The sequence below is a fragment of the Occallatibacter sp. genome, assembly GCF_049510455.1.
Taxonomy (GTDB): domain Bacteria; phylum Acidobacteriota; class Terriglobia; order Terriglobales; family Acidobacteriaceae; genus Telmatobacter.
In genome coordinates this window covers 13097-27477 of record NZ_JBEKYX010000017.1, presented here as the reverse complement: position 1 = coordinate 27477, position 14381 = coordinate 13097, and the positions used below count along the sequence as shown (strand labels likewise).

The following is a 14381-nucleotide window of genomic DNA, read 5'->3' as shown; positions in this document are numbered from 1 at the left end:
GCCGGACCGGAGCACGCCCATGAGCGAGATTCATGCCGTAGAGATAGCCTTTCTGCTGCTGCTGATTTTTGTCGTGATCTTCGGTATCTTTGCGCGCAAGCTCTCCACGCCGTATCCCATCGTCATGGTCCTCGGCGGCCTTGCGCTCAGCTTTGTACCGGGCATTCCACACATTCAGCTCAATCCGGACCTGATCTTCCTCATCTTCCTGCCGCCGCTGCTTTACTCCTCGGCGTGGAACACCTCCTGGCGCGATTTCAAGGCCAATCTCGTCACCATCTTTTTCCTCGCCTTCGGCCTGGTCGGCTTTACTGTTCTCGGTGTCTCCCTGCTTGCGCCGTTCGTCTTTCCCGGCTTTGACTGGCGCCTCGGCATGCTGCTCGGCGCGGTCGTCGCGCCCACGGATGCCATTGCCGCCTCCGCCATTGCGCGCCGCATCGGCCTGCCGGAGCGCATTGTGGACATTCTTGAAGGCGAGAGCCTCGTCAACGATGCCACCGGCCTCTTAGCCCTCGAGTTCGCCCGCGAAATCATTGTCGATCAGCGCATTCCCACCGTTTCAGAGGGCCTTCTGAAGCTCCTCTTGCTCACCGTTGGCGGCATCCTTGTGGGTCTCGCCATTGGCTGGGTCATTGAGAAGATCGAGCGCCGGCTGGAAGATGCCACCATCGAGATCACCCTCAGCATTCTCTCGCCTTACGTGATCTATCTGGCGGCGGAAGAGGTTCATGCCTCGGGCGTTCTGGCCGTCGTCACCGCCGGCCTCTATCTAACGGTCAAATCGGCAACTTTCCTTTCGCCCGCTACGCGGCTCAAGCTCTGGAGCGTCTGGGAGGCGCTCACCTTCATCCTCAACGGCGTGGTCTTCGTCCTGATCGGCCTGCAGTTCCCGCAGATCCGCGGCTCCATTCACGAGTACGGCCTGGGAAAGATTGTCCTGGACGGCGCCATCTTCAGCCTGATCCTGATTGTCCTGCGGCTGGCATGGGTCCTTCCGGGCTCACACCTCTCCTTCTGGGTCAATACGCGTGTGCTCAACCGCCGCGTGGGCCCACCGCGTCCGAGGGAAGTCTTTGTGGTGGGCTGGACCGGCATGCGCGGGGTCATCTCGCTGGCCGGCGCGCTCGCCCTGCCGATTGTGCTCATGGACGGCTCGCCCTTCCCGTATCGCAATGCCATTGTGCTGCTCACCTTCTGCGTGATTTTCGTTACGCTGGTGCTCCAGGGGCTTACGCTGCCGCAGATTGTGCGCTGGCTCGGTCTCTCCGGCACAGACGGCCCAAACTGCGAAGAGCTGGAGGCCCGCCGCATCGTAGCCGGCGCTGCGCTCACCCACCTCACCGGGGCGCGCGAGCGCGACAACATGCGCAACGAGGAGATTTATGACGACCTCATCGAGCACTACCAGAACCATCTGGCCAGCCTCGATCTGGACAATCAGGAAGCTGCACAAAAGCACACGGACTACACGGAGCTTTCTCTCGAAACCTTGCGCATCGAGCGCGACACCGCCGTCGGCCTCCGCAATCAAGGCCGCATCAACGATACTGTGCTCCGCAGGATCGAGCGTGAACTGGACTTGAGCGAATCGCGCCTCACTACTTTTGGCGAAGATTGAGCTTCTCTCTGTAGTGTCTCAGTTTGAAGAAACTGTTTCGGGGGCTAAGCAGGTTGCGGAAAAAGGCAGGTTTGGTGAACAAACATTCGCAGGGCCTAAAGGCCAGACTCATTTTGCGATAGTTGCGGCACGAGTAAACTCGTGCCCTGTTACAAAGCTGGTCCGATTTGAGTTTTTCCGCAAGCTGTAAAGCCCAATTTCATTTTCATGGCCGTTTCGGCACGACTCAAGTCGTGCCCTGTTACAAAGCAATTCAAACTGAGAGACTGAGCTTCTCTATGTTTCCTGTTCCCTATCCCCTGCTTTCCGCTACACTGACGCACAATGCGGGTATCTTCTTTCATCGCGCTCCGGCTGTTTCCGGCTCTGCTTCCGGTTCTTCTGCTTGCCGGGCTTGTCCCGGCCCAAGTTCCGTTTGCGCCCGGAGCTGGTAAAGCCGCAGCCGCACCCGTCTCGCCGGTGTTAAGCGCAGAGCCCCCTGCACCCTCGGCACAAAATGCCGGCAACGACGATCCCCTCGGCCGCGCTACGCCACGCGGCACTGTGCTCGGTTTCATCAAGGCCGCCGGCAACGACGACTACGACACCGCCGTACAGTATCTCGACACCCGGCAGCACGGCGAAATGGCCCGCAAACTCGCCGAGCAGCTAAAAGATGTTCTTGATCGCGATGCCTCCATTGACCTGGCCAGGCTCAGCCGCAAGCCTGAAGGAAGTCAGGCCAATCCCGAGCAGCCAAACGAGGAGCAGGTTGGCTTAACATCGGCTGCCACCGGCAAGCTTCCCATCCGGCTGGACCGCGTCAAGCAGGGCGATGAGCCTCCCGTCTGGCTTTTCTCCGCCGCCACCCTCGAGCAGATTCCCGACGCCCACGACAGCCTCACGGAGCCCTCGCCGCTCGAACAGAAACTGCCCGGTTGGCTGCGGGCTCGTTTCCTGGCTGTGCCGATCTGGTGCTGGCTCGTCCTGCTCGTCGCCATTCCGATCGTTCTGCTCATTGCTTCCTGGCTCAATAAGCTCCTCCATCCCATCATCGTGAAGCTTGCCCGGCACCTGGCCGGAGATACAGCCGACGAGCATGTGCGAAGCATCCACTCACCGCTTCGCCTGTTTCTCATTGGCATTGTGTTGTTCGTCTTCGGGACTTATTTGCCTTCAGTGCTCTCTCGCGCACTCTGGAGGAACGTCGGCCTTGTCGTCATCATCATCGGAGTCACCTGGTTTTTCACGCGCACCATCGGCAGCTTCACGCAACTCTATGTGACCAGGCTCAAACGCCTTCAATCCACAGACAAGATCGCCCTTGCCGGTCTCATCGGCCGCCTCTCGCAGATCGGCGCAGTCACCATCGGCATTCTCATCCTGCTCGATATGCGCGGCGTCAATCTCACCGCCGCGCTGACCGGCCTCGGCATCGGCGGCCTTGCCGTCGCCTTCGCCGCGCAAAAGACCCTGGAAAACCTCTTTGGCGGCATCATGATCATCTCGGATCGCCCCATCCGCATTGGCGATCAATGCAAAATCGGCCTCATTGAAGGCCACGTTCTCGACATCGGCCTGCGCTCCACGCGCATCCGCACCTTCGAGCGCACCATCGTGACCATCCCCAACGGCCAGCTCTCCATCATGAATGTGGAGAATTACACTCTGCGCGACAAATACAGGTTCTACCACGTCCTCGCATTGCGTTACGACACCACGGCCGCGCAGATGCAAGCTGTTCTCGGCGGCATCCGCAGGCTCCTTGAAGACGACCCGGGGGTTGAAACCGCCACCTTCCGCGTCAACTTCATCGCCATCCGGTCGTTCTCAGACGATATAGAAATCTCCGCCTACGTCTTTGCCGAAAATCCTGTCCGTTTCTATGAGGCGCAGGAGTCCCTGCTCCTCAGAATCCTCGGCATTGTTGAGTCCGCAGGCGCAGCGTTTTCTCTGCCTACGCAAGTCACCAAAATCGTCGGCGCAACGCCGCCTACTGCTTTGGCCCCGCCTTCAGATCCTCCTGCAGCCGCAGCAGGTTCTCCGGATGCACGCGGATGACGCCTCGCCGCTGTGCATCGAGGGACGAGATCATGAAGAAGGCCAGAGCCACTATCAGCGGCAGCACCAGGCGCAGCATGAGCGGCTGCCGTCCCGGTGTGTCGTAGCCCATCAGCACACAGCAGATCACGGCCAGCATTGCCATCAGCGTCCAGGTTCCGTTGGGAATGCGGTCCAGCGCGGCAGCCTGCGAGTAGCCCGATTGGCTGGTCACCGCATTCAGGCCCGCCACCACTTGCCCCATGATCGGCGTCGGGCTCGTCCCCGCATTGCGTTCCACAATCGGCCAAAGCTCGCTTTCCAGCTTCAGCCGCTCGGCGCGGATCGAGGCCCGCTCCATCCTGTCGGCGGTTTCAAAGAACGCGATACGCAACTCAATGTACCGAACCAGAAGCGCGCGCATCTGCGCCGCATCGGCCGCTGGCAGCAGCCTTGCCAGCGAATACTCCGAGCTGATGGCGCTGGCCTCTTGCTGCTCATAACTCTTGCGCTGGTTATACCGGTCCATCGCAGCCGAAAAGCTGAAGCCGACAATCAGCGCCAGGATGGTGATGCTCGCGCCCGTCGCCTGCCCCAGGTATCCGCGCTCGAATTTTCTCTTCGGTCCCGCCCGCCTCGCAATCCACGCGCCCGCCTCCACCGCCAGCCATAGAACGGCCAGCGTTACGGCAAAGGTAAGGTACTCGTAATCAGCCAGCTTGCCCATGTGCGCTCCCGTAGCCCTTAGTGCGCGACAACGCTCAGAGTGACGCTGGATTGATACGTAGAGGAATGATGCACCTGGTTGTGCGCCACCACGCCTTGTGTTTCATCGAAGTTGTTTCCACCCGTATTCAGATTGCGGTCAAAGCGGGGAAAGTCGCTGCTGCTGACCTCAATGCGAAGCCGATGGCCGGGCGGAAAGTAAATGCTGGTCTGAATGGGCTGGAAGGCAACTTTGTACACTTTGTCTTTTTCCATCCACACGGGCGGCTTGTCGTAGCCCTCGCGATAACGCACGCGCTGGATGTTGTCGTCGATGTTGAATGCGGTGCCGTCGGGAAAGACGTCAACCAGCTTGACCGTAAAGTCCGTATCTTTCGCGTCGCTGGAGACGTAGAGAGTTACATCGATGGGACCACTGACTTCAAGCCCCTGCTTCAGAGGATCGGTGCTGTAAACGAGCACGTCGCTGCGCGCTTCGGTGCTGCGCTGGTCGATTGCTCCCGGTTTCAGATCCGTACCCATGCAGCAGAAGCCGCCGCCATGTGTGAGCACGGGATTCATGGGATCGTACGTGAAGCTATCAGGAGAATCCTTGACCGATGCAGCAGGCGCCAGCGAGCCATCGCCATTGAGCGAATTAGCGCGGCCAGCGCTGGTGAGGTAAAACGTAACGGGCCTGGCATTGGCCGGCGGCCATACATCCGAGGATTGCCACTTGTTCAAACCCATTGTGTAGTACTGCACTTTAGGCGTCTTTGTCAGCGCGCCGTTCTCTTCGCCCTTCAGGAAGCGGTCAAACCATGCCCAGGTGAGTGCGTCATAGTCCAGACGCGCATCGCCCATGTCGCGTTCGCCAACCATGGTGTGCTCGGTGGCGCGCTTGTAACTACAGTGAGGCATAGGAGCGATGACGGCATACTGCTCGTCGGCAACCGCCGGGTCAGCAGTCTGGCGAACATGGTTGTAAGCGGCAAGGTTGGGCGCGACACTGACGTCATACCAGGTCATGAGCCAGAGGCCAGGAATGTTAATCCGCTGGTTGTCATGCCACAGTCCGCCCTTGTACCACGCGGGATCATTCGGTGCGCGCTCGATCATGCCGGGCTGGCCAGAGGGTGTCGAGTCCGCGTAGATGCCGCGCGGGCCGCCCGCAGCGGCCAGAATGTCCTTCTCCGGCAGATGCCATAGAGCTTTGGACCAATCGACGGCTGCCGGATGCGCGGCGAGATCCCAGGATTTCGCCGCAGCTACCAGCGCCTGCTGCGAGGTGCCGGAAGGAAAGTTCGGCTTGGCGTCATTCGTCTGCAGGCCGTAGTCATAAAGCCAGGTAGCAAAGAGCATCTGCACCGCACCGCCGCGAAACCAGTTGCCCTGCTCGTAATAGGGCCCAACGCTGCCAACGCCGGCTCCAAAGCTCTCCGGAATGATGGCGGTCAACGCTTTGTTTCCGCGCGAGGCTACATTCAGTTGCCACTCGGCCGTGGAAGAGCAGCCGATGAGGCCAACTTTTCCTGTGGCCCACGGCTGTGCGCTCATCCAGTCCAACTCATCGTCGGAGTCAGTGAGCGGAACGCCGAGGATATCGTAGTCGCCTTCAGAGAAATAGCGGCCACGCTCGTTCATCTCGATATAGATGTAGCCGCGTTTGACGGCATCGAGTTCGGCAGACATGTCGCGGGGCGCGCCCAACTCCACATCCCAGTAATTGAAGTTGTAGGGAGTGCGGGAGAAGATGATGGGATACTTTTTCGACTCATCTTTCGGCCGGTAAATATCCGCCTGCATGCGCTTGCCATCGCGCATGGGCACCATTACCTTGCGGTCGATGATGGCAATCGATTCGAGTTCCTTTTCGATCGCATTCCGGCGGGCAATCAGAGCGGCATCCTGGGGGCGAGCCTGCGCATACGCGAAGTGCGCCACCGCACTGCTCCAGAGAAGCGCAACAATGAAAATCAACTTCTTAGACTGGTTCATCGGACCTCAAAAGCAACACTTAGTCAGTGGATATTTCAGCGTTTCCTATATTAACTGCCTCGTACCCGGTGGCCGCCATAGCGAAACAGGTTTTTGATGTTGCGCTCGTGGCGCCGTGTTCCGTAACCTGCCATTCACGAAACTTTCCTCAAAATTGCGTGTATGTTATAGTGGCGCAGCCGCATTCGGGGCGCTCCAAGCAGCCTTTTCGCTTAAAATGGCATCGAATTGAATAGTAAGGAGATTGCAAATTATGAAGCTTTTCTCTCGATTCTTTTTCGCGGCAGTTTTGACCGCGGTTCTCTCCATTCCGGCTGCCTTTGCGCAGCAGAGCGACACAGAGCTTCAGGCCTCCGTGCAGAAGGCTCTCAACAATTCAAGCTTCAAGGGTGTGCGGGTTTCCGTGCAGAAGGGCGAAGCAACACTGACCGGAAGTGTCGATCTGTACGATTCCAAGTCCAGAGCCGATAAGAAAGCCACCCACGTGAAAGGCATTGTGGGCGTTCGCAATCAGATTGAGGTTGCCGGCCCCGACGTTCCAGATGCCCAGCTTCAGGACAAGCTCGTCAAGGCCGTCTCATGGGATCGCGTGGGCTACCGCACGACTCCCTTTAACGCTATTTCCGTGGGAGTGCAGAATGGTGTGGTCACGCTCGGCGGTTATGCCTGGGGCCCCACAGATGCGGCATCCGCCGTTGGCCTGGTGGAGAACACCAAGGGTGTTAAGGACGTTGTAGACAACATCACTGTGAATCCGCCTTCGCCTATGGATGACGGCATCCGCCAGGCTACATACCGGGCGGTTTACGGTTTCGCCATGCTGAATAAGTACGCCATTGACCCGGCCAAGCCCATCCGCATCCAGGTCTCCGGCGGACACGTCACCCTCTACGGTGCAGTGGACACTCAGGCTGACAAGGATGCCGCCGGCATTCGCGCCAAAACGGTTTCCGGAGTCTTCAGCGTCGACAACGAACTCCAGGTCGCCAATCAGCCGTCTGAGAAGAAGTAAATCAGCGCCTCTCAGAGGCGAAACCTATCCGGGCCTGCCGTGCAACTCCGCCGGCAGGCCCGGAGTGTTTCTGGTTTGCTATTGCCAAAATATGAGCGTATATCACTCATCTTTTATGAATCATTTATGCTATAGTTTCATCAGATGAAAAGGCTGGTGTGAAACCTGTCCGGCCTGAATATCGAGCATTTAATTTTTATGAATGGCTGCAGCGCCGGCTACCGATAATCCAACTGGTAGCTAGCGGCCAGAAGCCAGGAGCTGTTTCATGTCCATCCGTTGGGACAAATTTACCGTCAAGTCGCAGCAGGCAATGCAGCAGGCGCAGAACCGCGCCGCCGATCTTGGCAATCCGGAGATTCTGCCGGTACATCTCTTGCTCGCGCTTGTGGAAGACCGCGAAGGAGTGGTGCCCGCGGTGCTGGAAAAGATTGGTGCGCCCATTGAGCGCCTCACCAATGACTTGCACCAGGTTGAAGACAAGTTGCCGCGCGTTTCCGGCTCCAACACGCAGCCCAGCATCAGCCACGCGCTGAACCACGTTCTCGATCAGGCCTTCAAAGAAGCCGACAACTTCAAGGACGAGTACCTTTCCACCGAGCACATGCTTCTCGCCATCGCGCGAGAGAAGAACGATGCCGCGCGCGATGAGCTTGCAGCCGCCGGCGCAACGCATGACGCCATCCTGAAGGCGCTCACCGCCGTGCGCGGTTCGCAGCGCGTGACAGACCAGAATCCAGAAGGCAAGTTCCAGGCACTTGAGAAATACGCCAAGGACCTCACGGAACTCGCCCGCCGCGGCAAGCTCGATCCGGTGATTGGCCGGGATGAGGAGATTCGGCGTGTCATCCAGGTTCTGAGCCGCCGCACGAAGAACAATCCGGTGCTCATCGGCGAGCCCGGCGTGGGAAAGACAGCTATCGTCGAAGGGCTTGCGCGCCGCATCGCCTCCGGCGACGTGCCGGAGATTCTCAAAAACAAGCGCGTCATTTCACTCGATCTCGGCTCCATGCTTGCCGGCGCGAAATATCGCGGCGAGTTTGAAGACCGTCTCAAGGCCGTCCTCAAAGAGATCGAAGAATCAAACGGCGAAGTCGTTCTCTTTATCGATGAGCTGCACACGATTGTCGGCGCGGGCGCTGCCGAGGGCGCAATTGACGCGAGCAACATGCTCAAGCCGGCGCTGGCGCGCGGCGAGCTGCGCGCCATCGGCGCCACCACGCTTAACGAGTACCGCAAGTACATCGAGAAGGATGCCGCGCTGGAGCGCCGCTTCCAGATTGTTTATGTCGGTGAGCCTAACGTCGAGGACACTATTGCCATTCTGCGCGGCCTGAAAGAGCGCTACGAGGCCCATCACAACGTGCGCATCAAGGATTCTGCGATCGTGTCAGCGGCCACGCTCTCGCACCGCTACATCAGCGACCGCTTCCTGCCCGACAAAGCCATTGATCTTGTCGATGAAGCCGCTGCATCGCTCGCCATCCAGATCGGTTCTGTTCCCACGGAGATTGATCAGCTTGAGCGCGAAACCACCTCGCTTGAAATCGAGGCCACAGCGCTGCGCCGCGAAACCGATGAGAACAGCCGCGGCCGCCTGAGTGTGGTTGAGAAGGAAGTCGCTGAGAATAAGGAAAAGATCACCGCGCTCCGTGCCCGGTGGACCACAGAGCGCGACGCCATCACGCGCATCAGTGACCTCAAGAAGCAGATCGAGTCGCTGCGTTTTGAAGCCGAAGAGCAGACCCGCAAAGGTCAGTTGGAACGCGCCGCGCAGATTCAGTACGGTGATTTGCCCAAGCTCGACGCTGAGCTGAAGAAGCTCAATGCCGTGCAGGACGGTGCTGCGAGTGAATCTACAGCCCGCATGTTGAAGGAAGAAGTTGACGAGGAAGACATTGCCAAAATCGTCAGCAAGTGGACGGGCATTCCCGTCACCCGCATGCTGGAAGGCGAAGTGAAGAAGCTCGTCCACATGGAAGAGCGCTTGCGCGAGCGTGTCATCGGCCAGGATCATGCGCTGACTATTGTGGCCAACGCGATTCGCCGTTCACGCGCCGGCCTGAGCGATCCGAAGAAACCTATCGGTTCGTTCATCTTCCTCGGCCCCACAGGCGTAGGCAAAACCGAAACCGCCCGCGCGCTCGCCGAATTTCTCTTCGACGACGAGCAGGCGATGGTGCGCATCGACATGAGCGAGTACATGGAAAAACATGCCGTGGCTCGTCTCATCGGCGCGCCTCCGGGTTACATCGGCTATGACGAAGGTGGCCAGCTCACTGAAGCCGTTCGCCGCCGCCCCTACGCCGTGATCCTGTTCGATGAAATCGAGAAGGCGCACCCGGATGTCTTCAACGTGCTGTTGCAGGTGATGGATGATGGACGACTGACCGACTCGAAGGGCCGGACTGTGGACTTCAAGAACACAGTGCTCATCATGACCTCGAACCTCGGCGCTGCGATGCTTGCAGGCGACGCGCTCAAGAGCGAACAGGATTTCGACATGGCACGTGAGTCCGTCATGCGCGTGCTCCGCGAGCACTTCCGTCCGGAGTTCCTTAACCGCGTCGATGACATCGTCATCTACCGGCCGCTGGGTCACGCGCAGGTCAGTGCAATTCTTGACCTTCGCCTGGAAGATCTGCAGAAGCTGCTCGAAAGCCGCCAGATCTCCTTCGAGCTGTCGGAACCCGCGCGTCAGTTGATCCTTGCCGCAGGTTCAGATGCCGCCTACGGCGCACGGCCCTTGAAGCGCGCACTGCAGCGGATGATCCAGGACCCGCTGGCGATCAAGATCCTCGACGGCGAAGTCCTTCATGGCGCGCACGTCAGGATCGATGTTGATCGCAAGACAAACCAGCTCCACTTCGAACCTATGAGCCGCGAAGCGATGGCGTAAGCACCTGAGGTGGCACTGACCGCGCCTTCGGCGCAGAACAAAAAGAGGCTGGGCTGAGAAGTCCTGCCTCTTTGTTTTGCTACTGAACGATTCCGTCACAACGTTTGCATGTGAGCGATAATTCTGGCATGACCAAGCCAATCATCGACTCTTTCGCCTTCGGGTTTATTTTGGCCTCTGCAGTTTGGTTCGGCTTAACGATTTACGGCAGGAGTCGAAAACCACGCTGGAGAGGGAAATTAAGAGGCAAAATTTGGGATCACGAAACAGGTCAATCGGTCGTTCATCATATTATTTCTAGCGAAGGTAGGATTCCATGGGTAGCTTGTGCCCAGCATTTGAAGACAGGACAAATGGAATTGGTTAAGCTCTAAGCTCATTTTAATGAGGATGATTTTTACCATGATGAGGATGTACATGTTCTGCCTTATCAAGATAGTGAGCCGTGGAATGGCAAACATGAGTTTTTGCGTTCATGCGCTTGTCAACCTCAGATCATGGAGCAAAATGACGAACGAACTCTAGTTATTCACATAGTAAGAAGTTAGGAATTGAGATGAACCCGTTCCGGGTGCCCCAGGTCTCGCTTTTGAGACCTGGGATAGCACGAACTTTAAGCAACCTTCGACTTACGCTTTTCTTCTGCCAGCAAAGCCTCGTGAATAATCATCTTCAGATAAGTCTGGTAGCGCAGTCCGCGTTCTGCCGCCTGCTTCTCAGCTATTGCAATATCGTTGTTAGGGATACGCATCGAAGTTGAGCGCGAGGCTATGTGTTTCGCTGCCGTGCCGATTCCCACGCGGCCTTCTTTTGTAGCCTTCTTGAATTCCTCAAGAAGCTCATCTTCATGGGCCTTCCACCAGACAGCCTCTTCGGCTTCGCTTGCGAATGTCTTATTTTTGAGTTCTTCCAACATTGCCGTTCCTTTTCTGCGATGAGAAGTAGAGCCGATAATTTTTGTTTGCCGGCCAGCCGGTGACAACGCGTAGCCGATCACCACGCATTGTAGAAACAATGATGAGGATTCGTCCGGCATCTGTTTCACCGATCTGTGCTCACCGTTTCTCGCCATTACGAATCTCAGAACTTAAATCCACGGGGCGGTTCAATATAATCTGTTCCGCCTCTTCGGGTTTTACATCATGCCCGGCAAGATGGGCGATATTCGCGTCATCCCAATCGAAATGCCTGTTGTTCATGCTTCTGTCTTTCCTGATGACGCACTATAAATCATAGCTACAATGTAGCTACGTTGCAACTATTGTCGCAGCTCGACAATAGTTGCTCCCTGCCCGCCTTCAATCTGCTCCGCTCTCGCAATCGTCGCCACGTGCGAATGGCTCTCGAGAAACTCGCGCATGCCAAACAGGCTCCGCATCTCTAGGAGGCTGTTTTTGCACTTGCTTTTGGAGTGGAGAGTCCAGCGTATTTTTGACGCCCATTGTCCTGCTAATAATTACCTTTATCTACTTGAAAATAAATAATTTACGAAAAACAAAAAACACACGATTTTCGCTCCCCGCAGAATCTGTGAGTCCAGTAATTCTGTGGGCCATCCATCCAACTAAGAAGGCAGCTCAGCCAAACCCTAAAATAGCCATGTGCCCTTGCTGTTACCCATCCCGTCTCCCGTAGCCCACGCCGACTACGCCGCCCTCGAATGGCAGCCCCTGCTCGCGCTAGTCGCCGGCTACGCATCCTCCACCGTGGGCCGAGAAGGCATCCTGGCCTTCGTCCCCTCTACCAGCGAAGAATGGATCACCCGCGAGCACGGCCTGGTCGCCGAACTACGCCTGCTGCTTGAAGAGCAGGTCTCCGTCCCGCTAGGCGGCCTCTTTGACCCAACGCAGCTAGCCGCAAAAGCCCAGATCCCCGAAGCCGCGCTCGAAGCCCCGGAGTTCCAGTCCATCGCCCGCCTCGCCCACAGCATCGCCGCATGGCAGGGCCTGCTGCGTGAGCCCTCAGCGCGCCTCGCAGGCAAGCTTCCCGGCCTGACCGAGCTCTCCTCCGGCCTCACCATGAGCCTGAAGCCGCTGGCCGAGTCCATCGAGCGCAAGTTCATGCCCGACGGCACCCTTACCGACGACGCCTCACCCGAACTGAACCGCATCCGCCGCGAGCAGGAGCAACAGCAGCGCGTCATCGAGCAGAGCCTCCGTGCCGCCCTCCGCAAGCTCTCCAGCGACGGCGCCACGCAGGACGACGTCATCACCATCCGCGGCGACCGCTTCGTTATCCCCGTCCGCAGCGAGCTCAAGCGGCGCGTCTCCGGCGTCGTCCACGGCGCAAGCTCCTCCGGCCAGACCGTCTACGTCGAGCCCCTCGAAACCATCGAGCAGAACAACGAGCTCGTCCGCCTCCTGGAAGAAGAACAGGCCGAAATCCATCGCATCCTGGTCGCCCTCACCCGCCAGGTAGGCACCCACGCTTACGCGCTAACCGAAGGCGCTCGCGTGCTCGCCCGCGTAGACACACTGCAAGCCCGCGCCCGCTTCGCAAGAGACTTCAACTGCATCCGTCCGGTCCTTAGCCCGGATAAACTCCACCTTGAAGAAGCGCGTCACCCACTGCTCGAAAAGCGCCTCCGGGCTGCAAGAAATGAAACGGGCAACGGCCAGATCATCCCACTCACGCTGGAGCTAACCGGCAGCGCCAGACAGATGATCATCAGCGGCCCCAACACCGGCGGCAAAACCGTCACCCTCAAGACCACCGCGCTTCTCGCCATGATGGCGCAGGCTGGAATTCCCGTCCCCGCCGCAACCGCCAGCTTCCCCATCCTCACCGCCTTCCTCGCCGACATCGGCGACGCGCAATCCATAGAAGCAGCCCTCTCGACGTTCTCTGCACACATCACCAATCTGGACCGCCTCGCGCGCCTCGCCAACTCACACTCCCTCGTCCTGCTCGACGAGCTAGGCTCCGCCACTGACCCCGAAGAAGGCTCCGCTCTCGCCGTAGCCGTAGCACGCTTCTTCCTCGACGCGAAGGCATGGGCACTGATCTCCACCCACCACACCTCACTCAAGGTCTACGGCGCAAACACCCCCGGCGTGATAAACGCCGCTGCCGGAGTTGACGAGCGCACCCTCGTGCCCACATATCAGCTACGTCTCGGCGTCCCCGGCGCCTCCGCAGGCATCGCCACAGCCGAGCGCCTCGGCCTCGATGCCCGCATCGTTGCAGCAGCACGCGAGCGCCTCGGCTCGCAGCAAGTAGACCTCGCTCGCTTCCTCGACAAGCTGCACAATGAGCTCGCGCAACTCGAAGTTGAACGCAAAGCCGCGCGCGAGCAGCAGTACGCGCTGAACCAGGAGCGCAAACGGCTGGAGCGCGAGGCGGACATCGAGATTCGCAAGCAGACGCGCGAGCTGGAACAAAAGCTGGCGTCTCTGCTCAAGGAGTTCGAGTTCCAGATGCGCGAGAATGTGCGTGCGATTGAAGACCGCGCGGCGCAGCAGAAATTATCGAAAGAAGCCGAGCGGCGCATGACCAGGCTGCGGCGCGAGTTTCAGGAGAGCTTTAATCAGACCGTTGTGGCGCATCGCACCGGCGCGGATGAGGGCGATGCCAACGCCCAGCCGCACCTGCTGCGCCATATCGCGCCCGGCGACAAGGTCCTGCTCAAAGCAATGAACAAAGTCGCCGTGGTGCAGCGTGAAGTGGAGAAAGACGTCTTTGAAGTCGCACTCGGCCCCATCAAAATGCGCGTAAAACGCGATGAGATGGCCGAACCAAAGCCGCAGCAAAAACAGGAAACTCCATTAGCGGCAGCACGGAAGCAAAACAACGTCGTCGTCTCTGTTACCAGCGCGAACACGGACGACATGCGCATGGAGATCAACCTGATTGGCCGCACGGTGGATGAGGCAACCGAGGAGCTGGAGAAGTATCTGGACCGCGCGTTCCTGGCCGGACTGCCGCGCGTACGCATCATTCATGGGCACGGCGCGGGGATTTTGAGGCGCGGCGTGCGGGAGTTCCTCAAGGGCCATCCGCATGTGGCAACGATTGCGGAAGCGGAGCAAATTGAGGGCGGTCAGGGAGCTACCATCGTCGAGCTGCGCCAGTAATTAGCAAAACTGCTGCATTCACATTGCTGTGTTCAGGCGGTTTTTTGACATTTTGAT

Annotated in this window: 9 protein-coding genes; 5 read left to right on the top strand and 4 right to left on the bottom strand. The window is 58.5% G+C overall.

Annotated elements, in window-relative coordinates; translation table 11 throughout:
• Positions 1-19 precede the first annotated feature (19 nt).
• Together ABSG47_RS05050 and ABSG47_RS05045 are read left to right on the top strand one after the other, a co-directional pair.
• The gene (locus ABSG47_RS05050; RefSeq protein ID WP_424167236.1) at positions 20-1618 is read left to right on the top strand and encodes a Na+/H+ antiporter; all 1599 of its coding nucleotides are present in this window, start codon (positions 20-22) and stop codon (positions 1616-1618) included.
• Positions 1619-1942: 324 nt separating this feature from the next.
• Complete coding sequence (locus ABSG47_RS05045) at positions 1943-3658, top strand: mechanosensitive ion channel family protein (protein ID WP_424167233.1); 1716 nt, start codon at positions 1943-1945, stop codon at positions 3656-3658.
• Here ABSG47_RS05045 and ABSG47_RS05040 read toward each other — a convergent pair.
• Positions 3591-4364, bottom strand: coding sequence for a bestrophin-like domain (locus tag ABSG47_RS05040; protein WP_424167230.1), 774 nt, complete (start codon positions 4362-4364; stop codon positions 3591-3593). The genes ABSG47_RS05045 and ABSG47_RS05040 overlap by 68 nt on opposite strands.
• A 17-nt stretch (positions 4365-4381) precedes the next feature.
• Positions 4382-6340 carry a CocE/NonD family hydrolase gene (locus tag ABSG47_RS05035; RefSeq protein WP_424167227.1) on the bottom strand — a complete coding sequence of 653 codons (1959 nt, stop codon included), beginning with the start codon at positions 6338-6340 and terminating at the stop codon, positions 4382-4384.
• A gap of 253 nt (positions 6341-6593) precedes the next feature.
• On the opposite strand from ABSG47_RS05035, the gene ABSG47_RS05030 reads away from it, so the two are divergent.
• Together ABSG47_RS05030 and clpB are read left to right on the top strand one after the other, a co-directional pair.
• Positions 6594-7352, top strand: a complete 759-nt coding sequence (locus ABSG47_RS05030) for a BON domain-containing protein (protein WP_424167224.1) — start codon at positions 6594-6596, stop codon at positions 7350-7352.
• A 268-nt stretch (positions 7353-7620) separates the two neighbouring features.
• Positions 7621-10251 (top strand): ATP-dependent chaperone ClpB, encoded by a 2631-nt coding sequence (clpB, locus tag ABSG47_RS05025; protein ID WP_424167221.1) that lies wholly within the window; start codon positions 7621-7623, stop codon positions 10249-10251.
• A gap of 613 nt (positions 10252-10864) precedes the next feature.
• On the opposite strand, the gene ABSG47_RS05020 is transcribed toward clpB, so the two are convergent.
• Complete coding sequence (locus ABSG47_RS05020) at positions 10865-11287, bottom strand: hypothetical protein (protein ID WP_424167219.1); 423 nt, start codon at positions 11285-11287, stop codon at positions 10865-10867.
• A gap of 222 nt (positions 11288-11509) precedes the next feature.
• The gene (locus ABSG47_RS05015) at positions 11510-11611 is read right to left on the bottom strand and encodes a Smr/MutS family protein (protein ID WP_424167216.1); all 102 of its coding nucleotides are present in this window, start codon (positions 11609-11611) and stop codon (positions 11510-11512) included.
• A 241-nt stretch (positions 11612-11852) separates the two neighbouring features.
• Here ABSG47_RS05015 and ABSG47_RS05010 point away from each other — a divergent pair, with 241 nt between their 5' ends.
• Positions 11853-14324 (top strand): endonuclease MutS2, encoded by a 2472-nt coding sequence (locus tag ABSG47_RS05010; RefSeq protein WP_424167213.1) that lies wholly within the window; start codon positions 11853-11855, stop codon positions 14322-14324.
• Positions 14325-14381: the final 57 nt, after the last annotated feature.

Excerpts from the sequence above, each read along its gene's own strand:
- ABSG47_RS05050 (WP_424167236.1), top strand. The coding sequence starts at position 20 with ATGAGCGAGATTCATGCCGTAGAGATAGCCTTTCTGCTGCTGCTGATT.
- ABSG47_RS05045 (WP_424167233.1), top strand. The coding sequence starts at position 1,943 with ATGCGGGTATCTTCTTTCATCGCGCTCCGGCTGTTTCCGGCTCTGCTT.
- ABSG47_RS05040 (WP_424167230.1), bottom strand. The coding sequence starts at position 4,364 with ATGGGCAAGCTGGCTGATTACGAGTACCTTACCTTTGCCGTAACGCTG.
- ABSG47_RS05035 (WP_424167227.1), bottom strand. The coding sequence starts at position 6,340 with ATGAACCAGTCTAAGAAGTTGATTTTCATTGTTGCGCTTCTCTGGAGC.
- ABSG47_RS05030 (WP_424167224.1), top strand. The coding sequence starts at position 6,594 with ATGAAGCTTTTCTCTCGATTCTTTTTCGCGGCAGTTTTGACCGCGGTT.
- clpB (WP_424167221.1), top strand. The coding sequence starts at position 7,621 with ATGTCCATCCGTTGGGACAAATTTACCGTCAAGTCGCAGCAGGCAATG.
- ABSG47_RS05020 (WP_424167219.1), bottom strand. The coding sequence starts at position 11,287 with ATGCCGGACGAATCCTCATCATTGTTTCTACAATGCGTGGTGATCGGC.
- ABSG47_RS05015 (WP_424167216.1), bottom strand. The coding sequence starts at position 11,611 with ATGCGCGAGTTTCTCGAGAGCCATTCGCACGTGGCGACGATTGCGAGA.